Origin of the sequence: Mucilaginibacter corticis (assembly GCF_007558865.1) — a bacterium.
Classification (GTDB): Bacteria; Bacteroidota; Bacteroidia; order Sphingobacteriales; family Sphingobacteriaceae; genus Mucilaginibacter; species Mucilaginibacter corticis.
The window spans coordinates 637274-662374 of sequence record NZ_VLPK01000001.1; the positions used below are offsets into that span (position 1 = coordinate 637274).

A 25101-nucleotide genomic window follows, 5' to 3' on the forward strand; every position below is an offset into this window, starting at 1 on the left:
CTGCAAACTAAAAACTGCCTACTGAATAATGGCGTTTCTTAATAGGGTTTTGCGGATGAACTGTCAATTATGACAAAAAATAAAAAAAATCAAACTAATTATTAAACCTTTGCGTTCTAATTGCATCACAGAGATGTATAAAACAATTATGACTATGAAAAAAATCTTATCTATCGCTTGTATAGCCCTTGTAGTAGCGGCTTTAGCTTCTTGCAAAAAAACATATGTAACCAACGTAGTAGCTAATCAAACATGGATCTCAGACCCAATCCAAACAAGTGACTGGACGCAAACTGCGGACGGAAAAGCAGACTCTGTTGATTTAGCGGTTAACGGGAGTTACAATTTTTTCGATAATAAAAGCGATGCTACATTGGTTTATTTCTCTTTCGTTTCAGGTGTTTATGAGCAAATACCCGAAGTTTATAACGGCGTATCTTATAGCTATTTTCACTATTCCGACAATCAGGGAGCACACATCGTATTGTACTCACAGCCTGTTAACGGAGGTACGCCGGTAAAGCCAACGTCTTCTGTTAGTGTTAAACTGGTGTTAATACCTTCTGAGCTTCAGAAATAAAAGAAATTATATTTTGGAAGAGGCCAGCCTTTCGGCTGGCCTCTTTTTTTGCCGAATACCAGGAAATAAAAAGACGCAAAGTATTGCATCTGTACTTGTTTGGCAACAAAAAAGGCCAACCCTAAGGTCAGCCTTTTAAAAAATCCGATCCCGATAGCTATCGAGACGAAAATCAAATATTATTTCTCCATCTGCTCAATTACAGCCTGCGTTACCCCGGTAAAAGAGAAACCGCCGTCATGGAAAAGATTTTGCATGGTAACCATTCTGGTAAGGTCAGAGAATAAGGTAACTACGTAGTCGGCACATTGGTCGGCATCCGCGTTACCCAGCGGGCTCATTTTTTCGGCATAGTTGATAAAGCCGTCAAAGCCTTTAACGCCCGACCCGGCAGTAGTGCGGGTTGGCGATTGTGATACGGTATTGATCCGCACTTTTTTCTTTGAACCATAGAAATATCCAAAGTTACGGGCAATGCTTTCTAATACTGCTTTATTATCGGCCATGTCATTATAATCAGGGAACACACGTTGCGCGGCAATGTAAGTTAACGCTACTACTGATCCCCATTCGCTGATGGCATCCAGTTTCATAGCGGTTTGCAGCACACGGTGCAGGCTTAACGCCGATATATCAAAACCCTTATGGGTAAACTCGTAATTGTTTTCGTAATAAGGAATGCTTTTGCGCACGTTAATGCTCATGCCTATCGAGTGCAGAACAAAATCCACCTGTCCGCCAAAATGTTCCATGGCTTGGGTAAACAGGTTTTCAATATCCGCGGCAACAGTAACGTCGGCAGGGATAACCGGGGCCTGGATCTCTTCGGCCAGTTTATTTATTGTACCCATACGCAAAGCGATAGGGGCGTTGGTTAATACAATCTGGGCGCCTTCTGCGTAGCAGTGCTGGGCGGTTTTCCAGGCGATAGAGTTTTCGTCTAATGCGCCAAAAATTATTCCTTTTTTGCCTTTTAATAAATTATAAGCCATGTGTTGATTTTTGTTTATAATGTGGGCAAAGGTATGATTTTATTGAATTACAATTAAATATAAAAACAGCGGATACCACTGTAAAGCAAGGGCTAATAATTACCTGTCTGCCAATATTATTTATCAAAGAGTTGCCAACACAGCTATGAAATGCTTTCTTTGGATCACCAATTATTAAAAATGAAAAGATCGTTTACCCTTATAGCCGCGTTAGTGGCCTGTTTTAACTTTGCCCGCGCGCAGGATTATGTTAAATATGTAAACACCCTGCAGGGTACCGATTCAAATTACGGCCTTTCGTACGGCAGCACCTATCCTACCATTGGCTTACCATTTGCCGAGCATTTTTATTCGCCGCAAACCAATAAAAATGGCGAGGGCTGGAAATACCAATATGATGCTCATGAGATCCGCGGGTTTGAGCAGGTACACCAGTGCAGCCCCTGGATGGGCGATTACGCGGTATTTTCGTTAATGCCGGTTGAGGGCGAACTAAAAGTTACCGACGACGACCGCGCTGCCGCTTTCAAACACGAAAACGAAATAGCCAAACCAAGCTATTATAAAGTAAAGTTTGATAACGGCATGGCTGCCGCCGTAACGGTTACTGAACGCGGCGCAAACATGCGTTTCAATTTTACCGGCAAAGCGGACAATTATATAGTTTTTGATGGTTACAGGGGCGATTGCCAGCTACAGATCATCCCCGAAGAACGAAAGATAGTTGGTTATGTAACCAACGGCACTTTCATCCCCAAAGGGTTTAAAAATTATTTTATTATACAATTCAACCAGCCGTTTACCGCGTTTGGTACCTGGCAAAAAGAGAATAACCTGATAACCAAAGGCGAAAAGACAAAGAGCGGCAAAGCCATTGGCGCTTACTTGCAATTTAAAAAGGGCGCGGTGGTTGAGTGTAAAATGGCATCATCTTACATCAGCAGTGAGCAGGCGCAGTTAAATTTTGACAGGGAGTTAAAGCCATTTAAAAGCTTTGAACAAACACAGGCGGCAGCCACAAAAATATGGAACGATATGCTGGGCCGCGTGGCGGTTGAAGGCGGCACGGAAGATGAAAAGGCGACTTTTTATTCTTGCCTGTTCAGGGCCAACTTATTCTCGCGTAAGTTTTATGACCTGGATAAGGACGGCAAACCTTACTACTACAGCCCGTACGACGAAAAGATCCACAACGGCTATATGTACACCGACAATGGTTTTTGGGATACCTTCAGGGCACAATTTCCATTAAGCAATATCCTGCATCCAGAAATGGAGGGCCGCTACATGCAAAGTTTGTTGGACGCGCAGCAGCAATACGGTTTCTTCCCTGCATGGTCAAACCCGGGGATGTCTGGCGTAATGCTGGGCAACCACGCTATTTCATTACTGGCGGATGCCTGGGCGAAAGGTATCCACACGTTCGACCCTAACCAAGCGCTGGCCGCCTACCTGCACGAGGCTACCAATAAGGGTTTTTGGGGAGGATCAAACGGGCGTGAAGGCTGGAAAGAATATTTCTCCTTAGGTTTTGTGCCTAAAGGCGAGGTGTATGAGTATGGCGCCAAAACACTGGAATATGCTTATGATGACTTCTGTGCCTATAACCTGGCCAAAATGACCGGCAATACTTTTTATCAGCAGATCTTTGCCCGCCAGATGTATAACTACAAAAACCTCTACGACCCAGAAGTTGGTTTTATGCGCGGAAAACTGCGTGACGGCAACTGGCTGCCCGATTTTGATCCGATAGAATGGGGTGGTCCTTTTACCGAGGGTAACTCGTGGCAATATAGCTGGTCGGTTTTCCAGGATGTGAATGGCTTGGTAAAACTAATGGGCGGCGAAGAGAAATTTGCCACCAAACTGGATACCTTTTTCACCACTAACAGCAATGTTAAGGTTGGCACCTACAAACAACAGATCCATGAAATGACCGAGATGCAGTTAGCAAAAATGGGCCAGTACGCGCATGGCAACGAGCCGGATATGCACGTGCCCTACCTGTACAACTACGTAGGCCAGCCATGGAAAACACAATACCGTGTGCGGCAGATCATGGATAAATTATACAATGCCGGCCCTAAAGGCTACCCCGGCGATGAGGACCAGGGGCAAATGTCGTCATGGTACGTCATCAGCGCGCTGGGGCTGTACAGCGTGTGCCCCGGTACAGATCAGTACGTAATAGGCAGCCCGGTATTCAATAAAGCTACCGTTAGTTTAGAAAACGGAAAGAAATTTACGGTGATAGCCAATAACAACAGCAAGGCCAACGTCTACATACAATCAGCCACGCTAAACGGTAAAACGCTTAATGCAAATTATATTACTTATGCGGATATCAATAACGGCGGCACACTGGTACTGCAAATGGGCGACAAGCCTAACACAAGCAGAGGGATTGGTGTTGAGGCCAGGCCTTTTTCATTATCAGCACAAACGAAACAGTAAAAATCAGTACCCGGCGCTATTGTTCCCCCTTCAGGGGGTTAGGGGGCCTAGAAGCTCCCTCGCATTTTGCAATGCGCTTTCGCCGGGCTTATCGCCGCTTAGCATTTTGGCTATTTCTAAAATGCGTTCGCCGTTATCCAGTTGTTTAATGCGGGTGCGGGTAGTGTCGGCCTCGTCATCTTTGTAAACAAAGTAATGACTCTGGCCCTTGCTGGCAATTTGCGGCAGGTGGGTAATGGTGATCACCTGCAGGTTATTGGCCAGTTGTTCCATGATCTGTCCCACTTTGTTGGCTACCTCGCCGGATACACCCGTATCGATCTCGTCAAAAATAATGGTAGGCAAGGCCGTGTTTTTAGCGATGAGCGATTTAATGCTCAGCATTAACCGCGACAACTCACCACCCGATGCTACTTTGCTCATCTCAGCCAAAGCATGCCCCTTGTTGGCGCTGAAAAGAAAACGAACAGCATCTACACCATTCTCCCCCAAACCCTCTAAAGGTGTGTTACGTCCTACGGTATGGGCGTTGGTCAATTCAATTTTTAAAGCCGAATTACTCATCCCCATTTCTGCAAGTGTCTGCAGCACTTCGGTTTCAATAACGGGAATAGCTTTTATACGGTTGGCGGATAATTGTCCGGCCAATTGTTCAAGCACTTTTTTGTCGGCATCCAGTTGCTGTTGCAGCTTTTCGATCACTTCATCGCCAAAAACAGCCTGCTGAATCTTGTCGGATAGTTCGTCCTGTAATTGCAGTAATTCGGCATTGCTGTTTACGCGGTGCTTTTTCTGCAGGTTATAGATGGTGCTTAAACGCGTATTCACATCGGCCGCGCGCGGCTCGTCAGTATGGGTACGTTGTTCTATGGCTTCAATTTCGGCGGATATGTCTTTTAGCTCGATGATGGTGCTGCTCAGGCGTTCTTGTAATTCTTCTATCTGCGGGTTAAACTTAGCCAATGACCCTAATTGTTGCCCCGCCTCGCGTAATTGCGACAAAGCCGCCGCATCGCTATCTTGTACCAGGTAGTTGGCGCTTAATAAATTACGTTTTATCTCTTCGGCATTGTTTAGCGCGTAAAGCTCCTGCTCCAACTGCTCCTGCTCATCGGCAGACAGGCCGGCTTTCTCCAGCTCATCATATTGGAACTGGTAATAATCAAGGTCGGCTTTGGCCTTATCGCTTTCTTCGGTTAATTGCTGTAGTTTGGCAACAGATTTTTTATAAGCGCGGAATTTAGTTTGATAATCATCCAATAACTCCGGGTGTTTGGCTACCGAATCGACCACCAATAACTGAAACTCCGGGTCGTTAATTTCCATGGTGGCATGCTGCGAGTGGATATCGATCAGCTTTTCGCCCAATAGCTTCAACGCGTTAAGATTTACCGGGGTATCGTTCACAAACGAACGCGATTTACCATCGGCAGAGATCTCACGCCTTAGTACAGTTTCGGCTTCGTAGTCCAGGTCGTTATCCTCAAAAAAGTCCTTTAACTGAAAATCAGTAATGCGGAAAGTACCCTCAATCACACATTTTTTTTGCTGGTTAAAAAAGTAACGGCTCTCTGCCCGCTGACCCAATATTAAGGATAGCGCCCCCAGGATAATTGATTTACCCGCGCCGGTTTCGCCGGTGAGGATATTCAGCCCCTTATCAAAACTGATCTCGAGGTTATCAATTAAAGCGTAGTTACTTATACTGAGTTTTTGAAGCATACAGGTACCAATGGTGTTGGGGCTAAATTACGAAATACACCTTGTTATCGGCACAAAAGTATGGAAAAACAAAAAAGAGGGTTACCCCTCTTTTAACTAACTCAATAAACTATACTACTATTGCTTTTGCGTATTTGCTGTGCTATCGGTAACTGCTTTTTCTTTATCAGCGTTTTTCGATCTTTCTTCAATAATTTGTTTCTGCGCCTTTTTTGCTATTTCGAGAGCCTGCTTCTGCATTTTCACCAATTGTTTTTGCCCTTCGCCCGACTGGTAATACTTACCCATCTCTACCGCCTGTTTTTGTATAGCTTCTAATTGCTTTTTGCCTTCGCCGCTCTCGTAATATTTACCCATTGCTTCCCCCATATCTTCGCCATATTTCGCCATGGCGTCAAGTTGTTTTTTACCCTCCTCGGTTTCAAAATATTTACCCATAGCTTCTCCAGATTTCTGGATATCTTCTATCTGTTTTTTGAACTTGGGGCTCTGGTAATATTTAGACATTTCTTCTGCCTGTTTTTGTAAGTCAGCTAACTGTTTTTTACCTTCAGCGCTGTCATAAATTTTGCCCAGATCATCTGCCGACTTATCAACGTCCTCAGAATGTTTTTTAAATTCAGGGCTGTCATAAAACTTCGCCATATCCGCGCCCGATTTAGCCATTTCAGCAATATATTTTTGCCATTGGGCATCGGTGGTGAACTTTTTAGCCAAGGCTAATGATTGTTCAACCATCAGTTTTTGTTGCTTTCTAAACTTTTTGCTGTTAAACTGCCTGGCAAACTCGGCGGATTTCTTTGCCATATCTGCCTGTTGTTTTTTCCATTCAAGGCTGTTAAAGTGTTTTGCCATTTCGCCCTGTTGTTTTTTCATTTGTTCGCCAAACTCGCGCATTTGTTTGTTAAAGTGCGAGGTGTCGCCAAACAACACTTTCATATTATCCAGGTTGGCATCTTTTAAAAAGTCACTCTTTTCATCAGCAGGCAGGTCATTTACCGAGTTATACTCGTTTTTTGTACCATTGTCGTTTTCAATTACGATCTTGTATTTCTTGTGCTTGATGGTGGTATCATTCAGCTTAGCCTGGCGTTCAGTATCAGGCAAAAACTTAATGCTGATGTGTTTTTTATGTCTTACCGGCGGTACAGGGGCCACCGGCGCGGGTGCTACAGGCGCAGTAATAGCCGCGGCAACCATGCGGATAGCCGGCGCGTTTTTAATGATCACCTTACCATTTTTGATCTCCGGGTTTAGCCAGGCAATGCTGCTTATGGCGCAGGTAAGGGCCAGTACCGTAACCAGTACCGGGCGTATATTTACGGTGTGTGTTTTAGTTTTCATGATGCGTTCAATTCGGTTTAATAATTCATACTTTTTTCCGGTAGCGGCAAGGGCCAGTTGCCACTGGGTTTGTTTATTTTCCTCGAGTTTTAACAGCGCTTGTGCATATATAAACGGACTGCCGGTGACGCGCACAACCATATCGTCGCAGCAGTTTTCTCTTTCTTCGTTAATCAACTTATTGATCAGCCTGGCGAAGGGATTAAAAAATAAAAGGATACCGATAACCTGCTGAATGAAATTTAACAGGTAATCGTTTCGTTTTATGTGGGCCAGTTCATGAAGCAGTACCGCTTCAATTTCTTCGGTAGTGAGGTAACAGGTTAACGTTACCGGTAATAATATAATAGGTTTAATAAAGCCGGTTACGCAGGGCACGTCAACCCATTCGCTAAAGGCGGCTTTAACAGTTTGTTTGATATGAATTGTTGCCGACAAACGCTTAACCGTTTGCGCAAACCCCGCGTCGCTGATATTTTGGCGGATGCGGTAAATATTGTTCCACGCAAATGTAAGCCGCAGCGTATTAAAAACCAGGCCAACAACATACAACATGGTTAGGTAAGGCATATAGCCTGATATGGTAAAGTAAAGCTTATTTGCCGGGGCGTCAACATCTTGCATAACCGCAGGCAGGGCCAAAGGCGGCAGCTTGAGCGCAGTGGTTGATAGCCAGTCGTAATGATCAAGTTCTTTAAACAATGTTACCACAAACCAGCCCAATGTAAAGGTAAGCGCAGCATAGCTAACCCAATATTTTACCACAGCCGACCTTGCCGGGAAGATCAGCATAAACAAGCGTAATGCTATAAATACTATTAACCCCTGCCACAACGAGTGGATAATGGTTATACCTAAAACCTGGCTGATGTTGTATAACAGATTTTGCATATTATTAATGTTTACGGCACTAAGCCTAATCTTAAATCTTTAATAACCAATCTTCAACACTAATCCCTAATTTTTACTTTCAAACTGCTGCAAATACTTCTTTATCGCGTCGATCTCGTCAGACGATGCGCGGTGTTGGCCCAGCGCCTGGATCACCAAATCGGCGGTCGAGCCTTTAAATACCGTATCGCGGATCTTGTCCAGCGCGCTGTTCTGCGCCTGCTCACGGCTGATCACCGCGGTATACAAATGCGTTTTGGCGTTGGTATCACGTGCCACTAATCCTTTATCAGCCATGATCTGCATCAGTTTAAGCGTGGTGGTATAACCGGCTTCTTTATTTTTTATCAATTCTTCATGCACGTCGCGCACGGTGCACCGGCCCAGTTTCCAGATCACCTGTAATATTTCCAGCTCGCTTTCTGTCGGTTTTAATTCCATCTTTTTCCTTTACTACGAATATCTTCGTACAAAGATGTACGATAGTTTTCGTATATGCAAGAGTTGTGTTAATTTTTTTTTTTAAAGTTGTTAATCAGCTTGATGCAGATAAGAGATTGAAAAAGCAAAAATGTTACAGTGATATCTAAAAGTCTCTCATCTAAGAATTAAATCTCCTGCGAACTTATTTTATAAAAATGGGTTATCTTTATTCATAACCTGCTTATAAACCAAATGCAAAACCTAAAATCATCAGCCAAAAACATTATTTGTTCAATAGCATTAATCTTATTTTTTACGACCCTTTGCCGTGCGCAGGAAACCGTTGCCGGCTGGGTAAAATATGATGGCAACCCGGTTTTGGGCGGCAGCTTCGGGACCATATTTGATATTACCGTTCTGCGTGAAGTTGGTGGCTACAGCATGTGGAGTTCGTGGCGGCCGCAGAAAAGTATCGCGCTGTCCACAAGTGCCGATGGATTAAAGTGGACCGACCCGGTATCGGTACTTACCCCAAATGCGGATAACAAATGGGAGTCGGACCTGAACCGGCCCTGCGTGGTAAAAAAGGACAGGCTGTACCACATGTGGTATACCGGCCAGGCCGATGGTAAGTCATGGATAGGCTACGCTACAAGTGCTGACGGAAAAGCATGGACGCGCATGAGCAAAACACCTGTACTATCTGCCGAATCGCCATGGGAGAAAACATCGGTAATGTGCCCGAGCGTGATTTGGGATGCAAAAGCCGACATCTACAAAATGTGGTACTCGGCCGGCGAACAGTATGAGCCCGACGCGATAGGCTATGCCACCAGTACCGATGGCATCAACTGGAAAAAGAATACCGAAAACCCCATCTTCAAAAACGATCCTTCAAATAAATGGGAACAGGCAAAGGTTACCGCCTGCCAGGTAATTAAACAGCAGAACGACTACCTGATGTTTTACATAGGCTTCAGGGATGTTGATTACGCGCAGATAGGGCTTGCCAGGTCGCCAGACGGGATCCACAATTGGGTGAGGCATCCGCAAAACCCCATCATTAGGCCCGGCAATGGCTGGGACGCAAGCGCGGTTTACAAGCCTTACGCCATATTTGACGGTAAGAAATGGCTGCTATGGTACAACGGCCGTAAAGACGGTAAAGAACAAATTGGCGTTGTATTGCACAAAGGCCGCGATCTGGGGTTTACCGCAAGTCCTAACTAAACAAAAAACTATCCATGTCTAAACTATCACAACGCCTGCTTGATTTTAATGCCGGTTTATTGCCCGAAATGGTGCAGCTTAAATATGAAGCAATGGCCGAAAACCCTTTCCGCTTTTACCGGGGAACCTGCCACCTGTTTTATGAGGACCTGCAAAAAGCAGAACTGCCGCTGTCGCCACATACCTGGATCTGCGGCGACCTGCATATAGAAAACTACGGCAGCTTTAAAGGCGATAACAAGCTGGTCTATTTTGACATGAACGATTTTGACGAGGCCTTGCTGGCACCGGCAAGCTATGACCTATTGCGCATGCTGACCAGCATCTTCATTGCTTTTGATTCACTGGGGTTTGAGAAAGAGAGGGCTTTGAAAATGGCGCGGCTCTTCCTGAAAAGCTATTCGACCACGCTGGCCCGGGGTAAGGCCTTTTGCATTGAGCCGCGTACGGCCAAAGGCATTGTCTGCGATTTCCTGACCCGCGCCGACCAGAATAAAGGCAAGGATATCCTTAAAAAGCGCACCATCAGCAAAAATAAAAAGATCTTCCTGTCCTTAGAGGACGAGCGGCATACCAAGGTAGATAAGAAACTGAAGGCCGAGCTCTCCGCGCATATTAACCAGTGGATCAGTACCAGTAATGACGGCCCTTACAATTACGAGGTAAAAGGCTGTGTGTTCCGCATAGCCGGTACGGGCAGCCTGGGGTTAAAGCGTTACCTGTTCCTGCTAAAAAGCACCAACACCAAAAACAAATACCTGTTGGTGGATATGAAGCAGGCGCGACCATCGGCAGTGGCGCCGTATGACCCGGTTAAGCAACTGGCCTGGCAAACCGAGGCCGAACGGATCACCACCATTCAGAAAAGAATGCAGTATGCTTCGGCGGCATTGCTTAGCCATTCGTTGTTCCGCAATGAATCGTATGTTATACAGGAGTTGCAGCCGGTAAAAGACACCATCAAATTTAAACAGCTTGAGGATTACCGGGATATGTACCAGGTGATAGACGACATGGCCGGCATACTGGCCTCGGGGCAATTGCGCAGCGGCGGCATCCAGGGTTCTTCTATCATTGATGAGCTGTCTGCATTTGGGCAGTCGGCAGACTGGCAGGACGCCTTGATTGATTATGCCCGCAGCTATAGCAAAAAGGTTAAGGCCGATTACCGGCAGTTTGTGAGGGATTATAAGAAGGGCGTGTTTAAGTAAGATGAGACTAAAGCCCCGGCCTTGCGGTTCCCCTCTTGAGAGGGGTGTAGGGGTGTGTCCTGTCGCGCGTATAAACACACCCCTGCTACCACTCCGGGCTAACCCGCCCCCTCTCAAGAGGGGAACATATAGCGGCGTGCCTGTTTACTTGATCGTAACAGGGGTACCAAACTGAATGTGTCCCAATGATACACTTTGACACACCTGTTTTTGTAAACAATTGATAGTTAGTAAATTGATTTTATAAAATCAATTTCATGATACAGTTTGGCACACTTTTTCTGACTTATAAGTAGTTTTTGGTAAGGGTGTTTAATGACAATGCAGCGTCACCATATTTTTAATTAATGTTTACTATGGCGCATGCAAACGATACAGGTATCTAAATTTAATTTATGGCTGAATCGGCAGGTTGAATGTACCATTGGTGATAGACTTAATAGTTCTGTCCGGCCCTGACCATTCGAGTTGACCATTAAAAGTACCCTGAATATTGGTACTGGTAATTGAAGTGACAGTAACGGTACAGGTGTTATATTTACCTAACTCCGTACCGTAAAAATCGTACTTGGTAGGAGTGTTATCAGGGGCAGTATATACTATTACGAGTTGAGTGTTTAGGTCGTTATGATATGCCCCTTTGGCAATTGTTGAATTTGATTGTACTGTGAGTTCAATTTTTTCAGGGCTATTATCAAAGTAGCCTACAGCAAACATAGTTGAAGATAACGTAGCAGCATTTTTTATTTGCACAGCAGCTACAGGAAAGTTTTTCTCTACACCATCGAAAGTAAAATTTATTCCAACTTTCGGAGTGGTCATATTACTTTTCTTTTCTGATTTTTTACAAGAGAAGAAAAAAAGGGAAAAACAGAAAGCGATAAATAAGGCAGGTTTCATTTGCAATTGTTTTAGCCAAATATACCCCGGATCATTTAATTATTGCGGAATATCGAAATTGAATTTGCCATTATCAACATTTATAGTTGTGTTGTCATCTCTCATTAACTGAGCACTGAATGTCCCCTGAATATTAGTTTTACTTATTGATGTAATTGTTATTGTACTTTTATGAGTACCACCTAAATCAGTTACATAAGCTTTCGGCCCGAAAATATTAAAATTAGGTACGAAATAAATAATAGTAAGATACTTATTACTCCCATCATTGTAATATGTACCTTTTGTAAGGGGTGAATTAGCTTTAATTTCCAGTTGGAAACTGTCTCCAATGCTTTCTTTATTACTCGCAGCAGTAAGTATGATATTTGAACCTTTTGCTTCACCATCATAAAGGTTTGCATAAGGAAATACATTATAAGATTTATCTGCACCATCGATAGTTACAGATATTCCTGATGGTTTTTTGACTTCGGATTTCCTATCGCAAGAAAATAAGAAAAGCGAAACACAGATTACAGTGAGTAAGGTTTTTGTCATTTGGTTTTAATCGGTTGAACCAAATATAACAATTTCCTATAAGACACCCGGAATTTAAGGCAGTGCTAAAACTCCGGCTGGGAAGTGGCCGTTTTGCTCTCCAAACCGTCATCGCGAGCGATAGCGTGACGATCTCTACATAAGCTAAGCAACTGGTAAAGTCACGACGACTGTGGCATAAGCTGTATACTCACGCTAGCTGATGTGGGGAAACACTAACCAACGGCTAAACAACCCAAGAGCGCTACTGACTCATTACATGGAGCATATAAGGAAGTGGTACGGTGATAACACCGACCACAGGCTGAATGTAGAATTTATCGTCATCTGCTTTCCAAATTGCCATCAACTTTAGGCTACATAGTGTCCAAAACGTATCAAATTAAAACCCGCGCTTGTGGTTTACCCAGCATTATTTAAACTATGATAAATAGCTAACCCATGCCCGTGTCCCAAGCCGAAATCGGCTTTTAGCCAGGCAATAATTTCAGCAGCTTTTACAGTTGGTTTTAAAACGTCGTTTTCAAAATAGCCTTTGTTAATTGCCAGGGCTTTAAAGTCAGCAGGGGTTTTACCTGTTTTCTTTTTGATCGTCGCGTAATAAGCGGTTAGATTGATCTGGTTCATTGGTTAAATTGTCTGAGATGGTGATCAATATGTTTGTAGGCCATTTGGCCGGCCTGTTCTGCGGTTAGCAGTCCAAAGAACGGGTGTATAAAACCAACAGGCGTTTTGCCGTTATGTTCGCTTATTAAATTCAGCCATTCTTTTTTGGTCGCAGCCACATTTCCGTCACCGTTGACCTTAAAAGAAGGAACAGTTGGTAAATTGTGTTTTAAGGGTTCATCCTTCATCATATCTTTTAGGGCAAATTTGCCAACAATGCGGCCCAGCAATGATTGCTTATAGGTTGTTTTACCTAACAACATATCTTCCCATTTTACACAATGTTTGATCATTTGGTAAACCGTCATTTTACCCCACTGTGCCTTGCTCTGCTCATCAAGTTTATTAATCCGGGCAACAACCTCGGCTCTGGTTTTATCATCAAACAGAGTTTTCATACGGTTACAGGTGTTAATTGCGCTAATGAGAACCAGTTGCCTGAGTCATCCTTAAATAAAGCTTCTGTTCCGTAAAATTCCTTGGTAGGTGGCTTGATAAATTCAACTCCTTTAGCTTTTAATTCTTCATAAGTGGCCATGATATCTGTACAGGTAAAAATCCCCACGCCAAAAGTGCCTTTTTTAATCAGATCGCGTAACGCTTCTGCTGTATCTTTAGAATGCAGGATGCTCTCATGGACTGGTGTCAGGTTAATTTCAAAACCGGGCTGTTCAGTCGTGCCGACGGTAAGCCAGCGCACTTCTTTGTTCATCGGTGCATCGATAATGACTTTCAGCCCCAACTTATTAATGTAAAAGTCAAGTGCGCTGTCCTGGTCCAGGACATAGATATTCATGTGGGTCATTCGTGTTATCATAACACAAATAAACAGCTAAAAGATCAGATTTTATTTGTCTGAAATTGCTCTTTTTCGGTCCAGCCATATTGGTAAGCAAAGCAATGCGGTACCAATGTTAAGGGCGCCTCTGTGATTTGTTTTTGAATGTATTTGTGCCGTTGCAAATAAGCTGATGGGTTAATACCGACTTTGCGTTTGAATAATCTGCTAAAAGAACTCAACTCCTCAAAACCTACAGCTTGGCATACGGCAGCCACAGACATTCCAGAGGCAAGTAATTTTGTTGCGTTTTCGAGGCGGACTGAGATCAGATATTGGTGCGGCGTTTGCAGGTAGACATCTTTAAATTTCCTGGAAAAATGGAATTTGGAGTAATAAGCCTCGTCAGCTATATTATACAACTCTATGTTTTCGGCGAAGTGCTGGTCAATAAATAGCTTGGCCTGAACGATCCTTCGGTAGAAATAAAGCTTCGGGTAGGCTTGCTGCTCCATATACAAACTTAATAATTTATACTTTAGCCACAAGATAAACCTCAACCCTACTTTATCCCAATGTTGGCGCAAGTATATCGTGTTAGTGCCGCGCAAATGCTACCTGTGCCTTTTTGCACCAACCACAAGCTAATACTAAATCTATTTGAAAATATTTGTTTTTATATACCCCACGATCTGCGCATTCGCACCGTAGTTAAGGTATATAATCATGAAAATATTTTTTGTATTGCTGGGCCTTATAATGGCATTGACATTCCTACTATTACTGGTGCTGATGATAGGATATACCTTTTTCAATGACGTCCGTTTTTTGCCATACTTACGGATATTGTTTTTAGTATTTATGGCCGGTATCCTCCTGTTTATTGGGGTGCTTACAATTATCCCTCACGGAAAAATTAAAAAAAAATGAAAATTCGGTACCGCCTTGCCACAAGCGGGGACGCTTGCGGTAGCAGATAGTATCCTAATATCCCACACAAAAAAAGCCGCCCCTTTCGGGGCGGCCTTCGCTGATCAACTTAACAACAAGTATTTTAGAATAATGAGAATTCAACCCTGCGGTTTTGCTGACGGCCGGCGGCGGTTTTATTGCTCGCGATAGGCTGGTTAGGGCCGTAACCTGTAGCTTCAATGGTTGAAGCGTTAGCGCCTTTTGATACCAGGTAAGCTTTTACAGCCTCGGCACGGTTTTTTGACAGGGCCAGGTTTAAAGCCATTGAACCTGTATTATCGGTATGGCCGGCCAGTTTCAGGCTAAAGTTCTTTTGAACCAGCAGGTCTGCAACACGGTCAAGCGTTGGGTATGATCTTTCTTTGATGGTAGCTTTACCCAATTCAAACTCCAGGTTTTTGATCGCTTCGCCCACTACCTTGCGGTCGGCTTCGGTAACGATCACTTTTTCACGGATCACCGGTGCCGGAACTTTTAACGGGCAGCCTGCGCCGTCAACAGTTGTATTGGCAGGTGTGTTAGGGCATTTGTCAAATTTATTGGCAACACCGTCACCGTCGTCATCACCCATATCTTTGGCTAATTGCGCTGCTGCAGCCGCGCTGGCGGCTTCGTCGGCTAAACGTTTCTGTTCAGAAATGGCTAAACGGGTGCGCAGCTCATTACTTTCGGCAGCACTTTCTTCGCGCAGCGCGGCAATGGCGCTAAAGTTTTGCAATTGCGAGCTTTTCTTTTTGCCTAAAGCTATCTCGATACCGGCATGAGCGTATGAGTAACGATCATTCAACGGACCAACTACGCCATCAAAATCACGCGATTTCATGAACGAAACGGTATAACCAAAGTCAAGATTCACCACTTTTGATAATCCCAGTTTAAAACCTGCACCTACCGGTACAAACCAGTTATTGTGGTAATTGGTATTGTTACCTGCCGGTACATTATTTACATGCGCGCTTGACGACATATAGCCGGCACCCGCGGTTAAATAAGGGGCAAGGAAACTGCGTTTTTGATTAAGGCTTACATTGGCAACCGTAAAGTTTGCCGCCAGGTCTGCCGACCATTGTATGCGTGTTGCATAGCTGCTGTTAAGCTGCGCTGCCGAACCTGAAGGCAATGAATTGGCATTGGCGCCTTTTATTGTACCGGCCAGGAAATCTGCCTGGATACCAAAGCCCGGTAAGATCTGTTTTTTAACATAGCCGCCATATCCCCAGCTAACCTGCGGGCTTTTAAAATCGCCGTTATCGGTACCGTTAAACGGGGTGTAATGGCTCAGGATACCGCCGTTAAGGCCAATTGACCAGGTGCGGAAATCTCTTTTCTGAAAACGGGTGGTTGAATCACTGCTCATGGTTTGAGCAGACGCTGCTGCTGACAGGCTTACTAAAGCGATAGTCGACAGCGATTTTGTAAAATTGAAATTCATAACAAATTATTTAATACCACCGCGATCATACGCGGCAATGCGGTACTTTCAATAACCCTGCCCTGATGGCTGCAGAGGCCAAAAGCATAAAATAGCGGAGTATGCGGGCTGTAAAACATATAACTATTTTAATTAGAACCAAAAAAATTGTTGTATTATTTAACAGACACCCTGTTTTGTGGTTGCGGCAGAAAGCGGATATAAATCCGAAGGTTTCGACCTCATTATTCAGAGTTGAGGACAAGCCGATGTTTTACAGGCAATATTAATGGCTAACATATGTTAAATATTGTTAAATGCCGATATTGTAGCTTTATTTAAAATATTTTTGTTTGGGATAATCGCCCTATTAGCATAACCAGGTTGAAAAAGAGTAGCATACGTATTATAATTGGCTTAATGAGCTTTGCACTGATAGGTGTGGTTGCTATGCAACTGTACTTTCTGAAGCAATCGTATGATATGCAGTCAAAGATCTTTGACCGTTCTGTTAACGAGGCGCTGGATGTTGTGGTAAATAAACTAAGCCTGCAGGATGCCGATAATTTCCTGAACCGTAAGGCCAGGTATCGCAACGCTTTAAAAAGCCAGGTATACAAAGCAAACAGCGTCAGCGAAGCAGCCTACAAAAATGATCCTGAAGAGAAAAGGATCCTGATAGACGATTCTGCAAAGAAACTAAAGCTTAAAAAGCACCAGACTTTACGCGAAAAGCAGCTTGCTTTGCTACGCGATAGTTTAAGGCGGATGATCAACCATCAACGTATGGACGACGCGCTGGGCTCGGTTAACGTACAGGTGCGCATAGAACAGTTTACTGACGAATTTGGCGAGGTACACCTGCGCTATATCCCCATTTTAACAAACAACGTTATCAACAGCAAACACAAGCTGCAGAAATATGACACCCTGCGCTACTACTACCAGGACCCGCAATTTGGCAACCAGGTAATGTCGCAGATCCGTATTAACCCGCTTTGGGTGGCCGATCAAAAACGCAGGCAAAAGGAAAGGCAAATGCAGCAGGTAAAACAGTTACTGATGGCGGATTCTATCCAGAACTTACAGGCCGGCAAGCCTACGGTAATGAACAGCTTGTTTCAGGAATACCAGAAATCGGGCGAGCCGTTGCGCAAACGCCTTGATCCTTTTTGGGTAGATTCTTTACTGCGTTTCGAGCTGCATAATAAAGGCATCTATCTGCCCTTTAGTTACGAGGTAACCAGCGCTAACAGTGATTCTGTTATCTACTCGAAGGCCATGGACCTGAAAGGCGACAGGCCAACGTTTACCCAGGAAGCCAGTTACCAGACCCCTATTTTTACCAAAGAGGTTATTAACGACCCGGGTAAGATCAGGCTTGCTTTCCCGCAAAAAAACTCGCTGATATTAGGCCGTATGGGTGCCGCCATGGGTATTACCGGCGCTTTATTATTGGTGCTTATATTTTGTTTCGGGTATACGCTTTTCTCTATCATCAGGCAAAAGAAGATCTCTGAAATGAAGACCGACTTCATCAACAACATGACCCACGAGTTTAAAACCCCGGTATCAACCATTATGATAGCAAGCGAGGCTTTAAAGGACAGTGAGGTTGCCATTGACAGGGGCCGCATAGCACGACTGGCTAACATTATCTACGAAGAGAACGAACGCCTGGGCAGCCACATAGAGCGGGTACTTAACATTGCCCGGATAGATAAAAATGATTTCAAGCTGGACAGGAAACCGCTTGACGTAAATGAAATGATAAGCGTAGTGGTTGACAGCATGGCGCTAAAGCTGCAAAAGTGTAATGCCAACTTAACGTTAGATCTTGAGGCCGAGAACGCTGTTATCAGCGCGGACGAGCTGCATTTCTCGAACGTGTTATACAACCTGATAGACAACGCCATAAAATACAGCGAAAACCAGCCGCAGATCACCATAAGCAGCTCGAATAAAAACGGGCATGTTATCATTAAAGTAGCCGACAAGGGCATAGGCATGAGCCGCGACCAGCAAAGCAAGATCTTTGAACAGTTTTACCGCATCCCGACAGGGAATGTACACAATGTTAAGGGCTTTGGGCTTGGCTTAAGCTATGTTAATACGGTTGTGAAAAGATTAAACGGTACAATAAATGTACGCTCAGAAAAGGATAGAGGATCGGAGTTTGAGTTGAAGTTTCAGGGCGCATAGTACAATTACCATTGCATACGCTTTATAATAATATATACTACATACACCTCTTCCTATGAAAAAAATATTACTGGTTGAAGATGATCCTAACCTGGGCCTGCTGCTCCAGGATTACCTGCAATTAAAAGGAAAGTTTGATGTGGTTTTATGTACCGATGGTGAGGAAGGTTTACAGGCTTTTACCAAACAAAGCTATGACCTGCTGATACTGGATGTGATGATGCCTAAAAAGGATGGCTTTACTTTGGGTAAGGATGTCCGAAAGATAAACCCGCACGTACCTATAATTTTTGCAACCGCCAAAGGGATGATCGAGGATAAAACCGAAGCATTTACTTTGGGAGGAGACGATTATATCACCAAGCCATTCAGAATTGAAGAACTGTTATTGCGCATAAACGCTTTGTTAAAAAGAACGGATAACGCCGAAAAGAAAGAAGAGCAGCAGCCTACACAGTTTAAAATAGGCCAATACGATTTTGATTATACTACCCAGCTCATCGGCATTAATGGTACACAGCAAAAGCTGTCGACCAAAGAAGCCGAACTGCTGCGCCTGCTCTGCCTTAAAAAGAATGAGGTACTAACCCGCGAAGAAGCGCTGCTGCATATCTGGCATGACGACAATTACTTTAACGGCCGCAGTATGGATGTGTTTTTGAGCAAGATCCGCAAATATTTAAAAGATGATCCGTCTGTTGAGATCATTAACGTGCACGGTAAGGGCTATAAATTGCTGGTCAATTAATTGATCCGGAGCAATAGTCTATACATCTCCCCATTTACTTTGTAACCTTATGAAAACCGAAAAAGAAAAAATGCTTGCCGGCGAGTATTATATAGCTAACGACCCGCAATTATTACAGGAACGCACAGATTGCAAGAAGCTTTTGAAACAGTTAAATGTTGATGAGTTTGTTGTAAGCGAAAATACAGACCAAATCCTGCGTAAACTGATCCCCAATGCGCCCGCCAGTTTATACATCGAGCCGCCTTTTCATTGCGATTACGGTTATAACATTACCTGCGGCGAGAACGTGTATTTTAATGTTAACTGCGTTGTGCTTGATGTAATGCCGGTAAAAATAGGCAACAATGTATTCTGCGCGCCCGCGGTGCAGATCTACACGGCATCGCACCCGTTAAACGCGGAACACAGGCGCAGTAAAGAAAATGCTGAGGCTGTAACCATTGGTAATGATTGCTGGATCGGCGGTGGAGCCGTTATATGTCCGGGTGTTACCATCGGCAATGGTTGTGTGATAGGCGCAGGCGCGGTTGTTACAAAGGATATACCTGATAACTCTTTAGCAGTAGGTAATCCTGCCCGCGTAATAAGAAAACTCAATGAAGACGACAGATTAGCCTGAAACCGGAATACCTGTTATAAAAAAGCGGCCTCCCCATTTGTATGAAGAGGCCGCTTTTTTGCATTAATAAGATTGCTTATTTATGCTTCGGCCCCATGAAGAAGGTGATCTCGCCGCCGTTCATAATATCGGCATGACTTAAAAACATTTTGTCTAATGGTTTGCCATTAAGTACGATCTTTTGGATGTACACGTTTTTAGCGTTTTGGTTATTTACGTGGATAGCAAACGTTTTGCCGCCGCCAACCTGTACGGTAGCGCCATCAACAGCCGGACTGCCTATAGCATATTGGTCTGATGCAGGTGCTACCGGGTAAAACCCTAACGAGCTGAAAATATACCACGCGCTCATTTGGCCGGTATCATCATTACCACCCAAACCATCAGGAGTTGGTTTGTACATCTTAGGTAATATCATACGGATCTTCTCCTGCGCTTTCCAGGGCTTATCGGTCCAATCGTACAAATAAGCTACGTGATGCGATGGCTCGTTACCATGCACATAGTTGCCAATGATACCGTCTTTGGTGATATCCTCAGTTTCGGCAAAATATTTATCCGGCAGGTTATAGCTGAATAAGCTGTCCACATAAACAATAAAACGTTTGTTGCCACCCATCAGTTTGATCAATGATGCCGGGTCGTGCGGAACGTACAAAGTATAGTTCCAGGCGTTACCCTCAATAAAGCCCTGGTTGATGGTAGTGAACGGATCAAAGTTTTTGCGGAATTTGCCGTCGGCAGTTTTAGGGTGCATAAAACCCGATTTAGGGTCATACACGTTCTTATAGTTTTCAGATCGTTTTATAAACTCGTCGTAAATGGCAGTATTACCCAATTTTTTCGCCATTTGTGCTATGCACCAGTCGTCATAAGCATACTCCAGGGTTGATGATACTGAGTTGGCATCTTTCTCGTCAGGGATAAAGCCCATGTCCATATAATAACCTATACCCAGGTAATCTTTATGGCGGGCGGTGGTTACGCAGTCTTCTAACGCCTTATTGGCATCAAAAGGCGCGTTGCCTTTTACAACGGCATCAGCAAGTACAGATACGCTGTGGTAGCCGCTCATGCACCAGTTCTCATTAGCCGAGTTGCTCCATACCGGCAGCATGTGTTCAGGGCTTAGGTCAAAATGCGCCATCATAGATTTTACCATGTCGGCATTGCGCTCAGGGTCAATGATGTTAAACAGCGGGTGCAGCGCACGGTGCGTATCCCATAAACTAAAAGTAGTGTAATTGGTAAAACCATCAGCTTTATGGATATTCTGATCTAAACCTTTGTACTGTCCATCCACATCCATGTAAACCGTAGGGTTGATCATGGTATGGTACATGGAGGTATAGAAATTCTCTTTTAATTCTTTATTGCCCGATATGGTGATCTTATGCAATTCTTTTTCCCATTGAGCCTGGCCATCGTTTTTAACTTTGTCAAAATCCCAGGTTGTGGCTTCGGCATTCATGTTGGCCACTGCCCCATCCATGCTTACCGGCGATATGGCGAATTTGATCTTGATCTTTTCACCCTCTTCGGTCTTGAAATCAAAGTATGCGCGCAATTGCTTTCCGGCTATTTCAGGGAAATCTTTGGTTTGGTTAAACTTGCCCCAGAAACCGCCGTACACCTCGCGTTTTGAGTAGTTTTTATACCCGTGGGCTATAAATGGTTTTGAAAAGGTCATGGCGAAATACAAAGCACGGGTACGTGCCCAACCATTGGTTAAGCGATAACCTACAACGTGCGTATCATCAATAACACGCATATAGGTCCACACGTTTTTATCCGGGTAATTGTAAATGCCCGACATCAGGTCCAAAATAATATGCGCGCTGTCTGATTTTGGGAAAGTATATTGATGAAAGCCCACGCGGGTAGTGGTGGTCATTTCTGCAATAATATTATGCTCATCAAGCTTTACTTTATAGTAGTTAGCTTCACTTACCTCGTTAGCGTGCGAGAAAGGAGAGCGGTAACCACTATGCGGTTTATCTACTGTACCCGGGTTAAGCTTTAATTTACCTACGGTTGGCATAATTAAAAAATCGCCAAGGTCTGAGTGGCCTGTGCCGCTAAAGTGCGTATGGCTAAAACCCACAATGGTTTTGTCTTCGTACTGATAGCCTGCGCAATACTCATAAACTTTAGGGTTATAGTGGCCGTTAAGGTCATAGCTTGCGGTATCGGTTTCGGGGCTTAATTGTACCATCCCGAACGGCACGGTAGCACCGGGGAAAGTATGGCCCATACGTTGCGTACCTACAATAGGCTTAACGTACTGGACTAAGTTTTCGGTTGATTTTTGCGCGTTGGCAATAAAAGCCGTGCAAATAAAAAAGACGGTAAGTAATTTCTTCATGTAAATAGAAAGCAGTTAATTAATTTACCGCAAATTATAAAATGTAATTGATTAATTGATTTAATTTATATTTACCTAAGGCAATTGCCACAATGGCATACAAAACATATTTTGTAACAACGGTACACGTTTTGCGTTCTAATCATTAAAATAAACAAAAGCAAAAAATGAAAAAGCTATTCACAGCAATATTGGTTATTGTGGCAGCAATGTCATTAAGCTCATGCAGCTATAACAGCATGGTGCAAATGGACGAAAATGTTAAGGCCAAATGGGGAGTTGTACAGGCGCAATACCAACGCCGGTCAGACCTTATCCCTAACTTGGTAGCGTCTGTAAAAGGTGCGGCTAATTTTGAAAAAAGTACGTTAACCGCTGTTATCGAGGCCCGTGCCAAAGCAACCTCTGTTCAGGTTGATCCTACCAAACTAACCCCCGAATCTATAAAAGCCTTCCAGGCTGCACAAGGTCAATTAGGGTCGGCTTTAGGTAGACTGATGGTAGTGTCAGAACAATATCCGCAGTTAAAAACAAACGAAAACTTTTTGGGCCTGCAAGCGCAGATAGAAGGCACTGAGAACCGCATTACCGTAGCACGCAATGATTTTAATAGTGCGGTGCAGGATTATAATACCAAAATCCGCTCTTTCCCGGCAAATATCACGGCTAAGATGTTCAGCTTTACCGAAAAGGGATACTTTGAAGCAGAAGCCGGAGCAGACAAAGCGCCGAAGGTGCAGTTTTAAGATAGAGATTAGAGGTTAGTGAATGGAGATTAGGTCCAATCACTAACCATAGTTAAAACTAATCTCTAAACTCTAATCACTAATCTCTAACCCATGCCCATATTTAACGACGAAGAGCAACAGCGTATCCGCGAGGCAATTGCCACTGCCGAGAAACATACATCGGGCGAATTGCGGGTTTGTATTGAAAAAACCTGCAGCGAGGATGTGCTTGAACGGTCAGCCAAATATTTTTACCAGTTGGATATGCACAAAACCAAGCTGCGCAACGGTGTACTGATATACGTTGCTGTTGTCGACCGTAAGTTTGCCATCATTGGCGATGCCGGTATAAACCAGGTGGTAGCTGCTGATTTTTGGGATAGCACCAAAGAGGATATGCTGAGCCATTTTAAAAACGGCGATATTATTGAAGGCATTGTTACCGGGCTTAAAATAGCGGGCGACCAATTAGGTAAATACTTTCCGCACGGCCAGGATAAAAACGAACTGTCAGACGATATTGCCTTTATGGATGGCGATTAAACCAAATATCATGTTCAAAAAAATTATATTGTTTGTTGGTTTCGTGCTGGTGCTTGTATCAGCATTTGCGCAGCAGTTGCCTCCAAAATCAAACACCTTAGTAACCGACTATACCAATACTTTATCTGCTGATGAAAAGCAAAAGCTGGAAAATAAGCTGGTTGCTTTTAGCGATACCTCATCAACCCAGATCGCCATTGTAATGATCCATTCTATTGGCGAATACGATGTAAACGAATATGCTCAAAAGCTGGGCCGTGCCTGGGGCATAGGACAAAAGGGCAAGAACAACGGCATCATTATATTAGTTGCTTTAGATGACCGCAAACTGTCTATACAAACCGGCTACGGTGTTGAAGGCGCCTTGCCGGATATTATTACCCAACAGATCCGTGTAAACGATATTAACCCGCGCTTTAAGAAAGGCGATTATTATGGAGGATTAGATGCCGGCACCGATGACATTATCAAATACACCAAAGGCGAATACAAAGCCGAGAAAAAAGCAAAGCAAAAAGATGATGACGGTGGCGGCCCTATCGGCTTCATCATTATCATCGTCATTTTTATATTGATCCTGGTGTTCAGAAACCGTGGCGGTGGTGGCGGCCAGGTTATAGGCAGTCGTGGCGGCGCCAGTCCGTTCTGGTGGTTTTTGGCAGGCTCGGCACTTGGGCGTGGCAGTAACGGCGGTGGCTGGGGAGGCTTTTCCGGTGGTGGTGATAATGATAGCGGCGGTGGCGGCTTCGGCGGATTTGGTGGCGGCGATTTTGGCGGCGGCGGATCAGGCGGCAGCTGGTAGTTCATTTAACAAATCATTATGTATCGACGGGATATGGTTATTGACGAGATGCGCCGCATGGCGCTGATCATTGCCAAATTATTGGGAATAAAAGCTACAGGCACCAATCTTGAATTAGAACAGGAATTTAATAATATCCTGGAGAGCGAATACAATACAGAACTTGAAAAACTGCTGGGTTTAAATGAACAGGATTTAATAGCCTCATCACATCAGACCAATACGGCCCTGAAAAGTTAAACGCGCTGGGCCAGATGCTATACGTGTTTGCAGAACCTTTTAACCAGGACAATGAAACTCAATTATTGTTAAAAAAAGTCATGGCAATTTTTGATGTTTTGGAAGAAAAATACCACTTTCAGTCTTTTGATAATATTAGTAAAAGAAATGCCATATACAGGTATTTCAACATCAAACTATGAGCGATAATTTAAAATGGACCACCATCGGTTCAGAATACATACATAAAGGCCCATGGGCAACATTACGGACCGACAAATGCCAAATGCCTGACGGCCGTATAGTAGATGCCTATTATGTATTAGAATACCCTAACTGGGTAAACGCGGTAGCGCTTACCACAGAAAATAAAATTTTGATGGTGCGCCAATACCGTCACGCGGCAAACATCGTATCGCTTGAAATACCGGGCGGAGTAATAGATGGCGATGAAGCGCCCATAGATGCCGTACGCCGCGAATTGCTGGAAGAAACAGGTTATCAATTTGACGATATCGAGCCCATCTGCACCATCTACCCTAACCCTTCTACTGCAAATAATCAAACTTTTTGCTACCTGGCAAAAGGCGGCATTAAAGTACAAGGACAATCACTTGATGAGCACGAAGAAATAATAGTTGAAGAATATACTATTGACGAGGTAAAGCAACTCTTGGCCGATAACAAGATACCGCAATCATTGCATTGCACCGCGCTGTTTTACGCTTTGATAAAGTTAGGTGCGCTGTAAGTATTCT

General features: G+C 44.0%; 25 protein-coding genes. 13 read left to right on the forward strand and 12 right to left on the reverse strand.

Translation table 11 applies throughout. The features are described 5' to 3' along the window. Positions 1-154 precede the first annotated feature (154 nt). Positions 155-580, forward strand: coding sequence for a hypothetical protein (locus tag FO440_RS02775; RefSeq protein ID WP_144246696.1), 426 nt, complete (start codon positions 155-157; stop codon positions 578-580). A gap of 179 nt (positions 581-759) precedes the next feature. On the opposite strand, the gene FO440_RS02780 is transcribed toward FO440_RS02775, so the two are convergent. Continuing rightward, entirely contained in the window at positions 760-1572 is an 813-nt protein-coding gene (locus tag FO440_RS02780; RefSeq protein WP_144246697.1) for an enoyl-ACP reductase FabI, read from the reverse strand. 180 nt (positions 1573-1752) lie between these two features. Here FO440_RS02780 and FO440_RS02785 point away from each other — a divergent pair, with 180 nt between their 5' ends. Further along, positions 1753-4026, forward strand: a complete 2274-nt coding sequence (locus FO440_RS02785) for a GH92 family glycosyl hydrolase (RefSeq protein ID WP_186292557.1) — start codon at positions 1753-1755, stop codon at positions 4024-4026. Between the two features lie 30 nt (positions 4027-4056). Here FO440_RS02785 and recN read toward each other — a convergent pair whose 3' ends face one another. The 3 genes from recN to FO440_RS02800 form a co-directional block, all read right to left on the reverse strand. Continuing rightward, positions 4057-5748: a DNA repair protein RecN gene (recN, locus tag FO440_RS02790; RefSeq protein ID WP_144246699.1), complete on the reverse strand. Its 1692-nt coding sequence runs from the start codon at positions 5746-5748 to the stop codon at positions 4057-4059. A 117-nt stretch (positions 5749-5865) separates the two neighbouring features. After that, positions 5866-7983 carry a M56 family metallopeptidase gene (locus FO440_RS02795; protein ID WP_144246700.1) on the reverse strand — a complete coding sequence of 706 codons (2118 nt, stop codon included), beginning with the start codon at positions 7981-7983 and terminating at the stop codon, positions 5866-5868. 66 nt (positions 7984-8049) lie between these two features. After that, on the reverse strand, positions 8050-8424 hold the full coding sequence (locus tag FO440_RS02800; RefSeq protein ID WP_144246701.1) for a BlaI/MecI/CopY family transcriptional regulator: 375 nt from the start codon (positions 8422-8424) through the stop codon (positions 8050-8052). Positions 8425-8658: 234 nt separating this feature from the next. Between FO440_RS02800 and FO440_RS02805 the strand changes: the two genes are divergently transcribed. Both FO440_RS02805 and FO440_RS02810 read left to right on the forward strand, forming a co-directional pair. Continuing rightward, entirely contained in the window at positions 8659-9636 is a 978-nt protein-coding gene (locus FO440_RS02805; RefSeq protein ID WP_144246702.1) for a glycoside hydrolase family protein, read from the forward strand. Between the two features lie 14 nt (positions 9637-9650). Further along, positions 9651-10847 (forward strand): DUF2252 domain-containing protein, encoded by a 1197-nt coding sequence (locus FO440_RS02810; RefSeq protein WP_144246703.1) that lies wholly within the window; start codon positions 9651-9653, stop codon positions 10845-10847. Between the two features lie 393 nt (positions 10848-11240). On the opposite strand, the gene FO440_RS02815 is transcribed toward FO440_RS02810, so the two are convergent. From FO440_RS02815 to FO440_RS02840, 6 genes are all read right to left on the reverse strand, one after another. Then, positions 11241-11747, reverse strand: coding sequence for a hypothetical protein (locus FO440_RS02815; RefSeq protein ID WP_144246704.1), 507 nt, complete (start codon positions 11745-11747; stop codon positions 11241-11243). Between the two features lie 39 nt (positions 11748-11786). Next, complete coding sequence (locus tag FO440_RS02820; RefSeq protein ID WP_144246705.1) at positions 11787-12287, reverse strand: hypothetical protein; 501 nt, start codon at positions 12285-12287, stop codon at positions 11787-11789. Positions 12288-12689: 402 nt separating this feature from the next. Then, positions 12690-12914 carry a DUF4287 domain-containing protein gene (locus FO440_RS02825; protein ID WP_144246706.1) on the reverse strand — a complete coding sequence of 75 codons (225 nt, stop codon included), beginning with the start codon at positions 12912-12914 and terminating at the stop codon, positions 12690-12692. Then, positions 12911-13351, reverse strand: coding sequence for a DinB family protein (locus FO440_RS02830; protein ID WP_144246707.1), 441 nt, complete (start codon positions 13349-13351; stop codon positions 12911-12913). The genes FO440_RS02825 and FO440_RS02830 overlap by 4 nt, the downstream gene beginning before the upstream one ends. Then, complete coding sequence (locus FO440_RS02835; RefSeq protein ID WP_246104161.1) at positions 13348-13749, reverse strand: VOC family protein; 402 nt, start codon at positions 13747-13749, stop codon at positions 13348-13350. Before FO440_RS02835 ends, FO440_RS02830 begins: the two co-directional genes overlap by 4 nt. Positions 13750-13793: 44 nt before the next feature. Further along, positions 13794-14246 carry a helix-turn-helix transcriptional regulator gene (locus FO440_RS02840; protein ID WP_144246709.1) on the reverse strand — a complete coding sequence of 151 codons (453 nt, stop codon included), beginning with the start codon at positions 14244-14246 and terminating at the stop codon, positions 13794-13796. 60 nt (positions 14247-14306) lie between these two features. On the opposite strand from FO440_RS02840, the gene FO440_RS02845 reads away from it, so the two are divergent. Further along, positions 14307-14549, forward strand: a complete 243-nt coding sequence (locus FO440_RS02845) for a hypothetical protein (RefSeq protein WP_144246710.1) — start codon at positions 14307-14309, stop codon at positions 14547-14549. Positions 14550-14785: 236 nt separating this feature from the next. Here the strand turns inward: FO440_RS02845 and FO440_RS02850 are convergent, their stop codons facing one another. Continuing rightward, positions 14786-16135, reverse strand: a complete 1350-nt coding sequence (locus tag FO440_RS02850) for an OmpA family protein (RefSeq protein ID WP_144246711.1) — start codon at positions 16133-16135, stop codon at positions 14786-14788. A 399-nt stretch (positions 16136-16534) separates the two neighbouring features. On the opposite strand from FO440_RS02850, the gene FO440_RS02855 reads away from it, so the two are divergent. From FO440_RS02855 to FO440_RS02865, 3 genes are read left to right on the forward strand one after another with little or no spacing between them, the layout of a single operon-like run. Continuing rightward, a complete protein-coding gene (locus FO440_RS02855) occupies positions 16535-18316 on the forward strand; it encodes a sensor histidine kinase (protein WP_144246712.1) in 1782 nt (593 codons plus the stop codon). A gap of 55 nt (positions 18317-18371) precedes the next feature. Then, positions 18372-19064: a response regulator transcription factor gene (locus tag FO440_RS02860; protein ID WP_144246713.1), complete on the forward strand. Its 693-nt coding sequence runs from the start codon at positions 18372-18374 to the stop codon at positions 19062-19064. A gap of 49 nt (positions 19065-19113) precedes the next feature. Then, positions 19114-19686 (forward strand): sugar O-acetyltransferase, encoded by a 573-nt coding sequence (locus FO440_RS02865; RefSeq protein ID WP_144246714.1) that lies wholly within the window; start codon positions 19114-19116, stop codon positions 19684-19686. A gap of 76 nt (positions 19687-19762) precedes the next feature. On the opposite strand, the gene FO440_RS02870 is transcribed toward FO440_RS02865, so the two are convergent. Beyond that, positions 19763-22051 (reverse strand): GH92 family glycosyl hydrolase, encoded by a 2289-nt coding sequence (locus FO440_RS02870; RefSeq protein ID WP_144246715.1) that lies wholly within the window; start codon positions 22049-22051, stop codon positions 19763-19765. A 167-nt stretch (positions 22052-22218) separates the two neighbouring features. On the opposite strand from FO440_RS02870, the gene FO440_RS02875 reads away from it, so the two are divergent. From FO440_RS02875 to FO440_RS02895, 5 genes are all read left to right on the forward strand, one after another. After that, positions 22219-22797: a LemA family protein gene (locus FO440_RS02875; RefSeq protein ID WP_144246716.1), complete on the forward strand. Its 579-nt coding sequence runs from the start codon at positions 22219-22221 to the stop codon at positions 22795-22797. A gap of 93 nt (positions 22798-22890) precedes the next feature. After that, positions 22891-23322: a TPM domain-containing protein gene (locus FO440_RS02880; protein WP_144246717.1), complete on the forward strand. Its 432-nt coding sequence runs from the start codon at positions 22891-22893 to the stop codon at positions 23320-23322. A 10-nt stretch (positions 23323-23332) separates the two neighbouring features. Continuing rightward, positions 23333-24124, forward strand: a complete 792-nt coding sequence (locus FO440_RS02885) for a TPM domain-containing protein (RefSeq protein ID WP_144246718.1) — start codon at positions 23333-23335, stop codon at positions 24122-24124. Positions 24125-24142: 18 nt separating this feature from the next. After that, a complete protein-coding gene (locus tag FO440_RS02890; protein WP_144246719.1) occupies positions 24143-24364 on the forward strand; it encodes a hypothetical protein in 222 nt (73 codons plus the stop codon). Positions 24365-24542: 178 nt separating this feature from the next. Next, the gene (locus FO440_RS02895; protein ID WP_144246720.1) at positions 24543-25094 is read left to right on the forward strand and encodes an NUDIX hydrolase; all 552 of its coding nucleotides are present in this window, start codon (positions 24543-24545) and stop codon (positions 25092-25094) included. Positions 25095-25101 lie beyond the last annotated feature (7 nt).

Excerpts from the sequence above, each read along its gene's own strand:
- FO440_RS02775 (WP_144246696.1), top strand. The coding sequence starts at position 155 with ATGAAAAAAATCTTATCTATCGCTTGTATAGCCCTTGTAGTAGCGGCT.
- FO440_RS02780 (WP_144246697.1), bottom strand. The coding sequence starts at position 1,572 with ATGGCTTATAATTTATTAAAAGGCAAAAAAGGAATAATTTTTGGCGCA.
- FO440_RS02785 (WP_186292557.1), top strand. The coding sequence starts at position 1,753 with ATGAAAAGATCGTTTACCCTTATAGCCGCGTTAGTGGCCTGTTTTAAC.
- recN (WP_144246699.1), bottom strand. The coding sequence starts at position 5,748 with ATGCTTCAAAAACTCAGTATAAGTAACTACGCTTTAATTGATAACCTC.
- FO440_RS02795 (WP_144246700.1), bottom strand. The coding sequence starts at position 7,983 with ATGCAAAATCTGTTATACAACATCAGCCAGGTTTTAGGTATAACCATT.
- FO440_RS02800 (WP_144246701.1), bottom strand. The coding sequence starts at position 8,424 with ATGGAATTAAAACCGACAGAAAGCGAGCTGGAAATATTACAGGTGATC.
- FO440_RS02805 (WP_144246702.1), top strand. The coding sequence starts at position 8,659 with ATGCAAAACCTAAAATCATCAGCCAAAAACATTATTTGTTCAATAGCA.
- FO440_RS02810 (WP_144246703.1), top strand. The coding sequence starts at position 9,651 with ATGTCTAAACTATCACAACGCCTGCTTGATTTTAATGCCGGTTTATTG.
- FO440_RS02815 (WP_144246704.1), bottom strand. The coding sequence starts at position 11,747 with ATGAAACCTGCCTTATTTATCGCTTTCTGTTTTTCCCTTTTTTTCTTC.
- FO440_RS02820 (WP_144246705.1), bottom strand. The coding sequence starts at position 12,287 with ATGACAAAAACCTTACTCACTGTAATCTGTGTTTCGCTTTTCTTATTT.
- FO440_RS02825 (WP_144246706.1), bottom strand. The coding sequence starts at position 12,914 with ATGAACCAGATCAATCTAACCGCTTATTACGCGACGATCAAAAAGAAA.
- FO440_RS02830 (WP_144246707.1), bottom strand. The coding sequence starts at position 13,351 with ATGAAAACTCTGTTTGATGATAAAACCAGAGCCGAGGTTGTTGCCCGG.
- FO440_RS02835 (WP_246104161.1), bottom strand. The coding sequence starts at position 13,749 with ATGAATATCTATGTCCTGGACCAGGACAGCGCACTTGACTTTTACATT.
- FO440_RS02840 (WP_144246709.1), bottom strand. The coding sequence starts at position 14,246 with ATGGAGCAGCAAGCCTACCCGAAGCTTTATTTCTACCGAAGGATCGTT.
- FO440_RS02845 (WP_144246710.1), top strand. The coding sequence starts at position 14,307 with ATGTTGGCGCAAGTATATCGTGTTAGTGCCGCGCAAATGCTACCTGTG.
- FO440_RS02850 (WP_144246711.1), bottom strand. The coding sequence starts at position 16,135 with ATGAATTTCAATTTTACAAAATCGCTGTCGACTATCGCTTTAGTAAGC.
- FO440_RS02855 (WP_144246712.1), top strand. The coding sequence starts at position 16,535 with ATGAGCTTTGCACTGATAGGTGTGGTTGCTATGCAACTGTACTTTCTG.
- FO440_RS02860 (WP_144246713.1), top strand. The coding sequence starts at position 18,372 with ATGAAAAAAATATTACTGGTTGAAGATGATCCTAACCTGGGCCTGCTG.
- FO440_RS02865 (WP_144246714.1), top strand. The coding sequence starts at position 19,114 with ATGAAAACCGAAAAAGAAAAAATGCTTGCCGGCGAGTATTATATAGCT.
- FO440_RS02870 (WP_144246715.1), bottom strand. The coding sequence starts at position 22,051 with ATGAAGAAATTACTTACCGTCTTTTTTATTTGCACGGCTTTTATTGCC.
- FO440_RS02875 (WP_144246716.1), top strand. The coding sequence starts at position 22,219 with ATGAAAAAGCTATTCACAGCAATATTGGTTATTGTGGCAGCAATGTCA.
- FO440_RS02880 (WP_144246717.1), top strand. The coding sequence starts at position 22,891 with ATGCCCATATTTAACGACGAAGAGCAACAGCGTATCCGCGAGGCAATT.
- FO440_RS02885 (WP_144246718.1), top strand. The coding sequence starts at position 23,333 with ATGTTCAAAAAAATTATATTGTTTGTTGGTTTCGTGCTGGTGCTTGTA.
- FO440_RS02890 (WP_144246719.1), top strand. The coding sequence starts at position 24,143 with ATGTATCGACGGGATATGGTTATTGACGAGATGCGCCGCATGGCGCTG.
- FO440_RS02895 (WP_144246720.1), top strand. The coding sequence starts at position 24,543 with ATGAGCGATAATTTAAAATGGACCACCATCGGTTCAGAATACATACAT.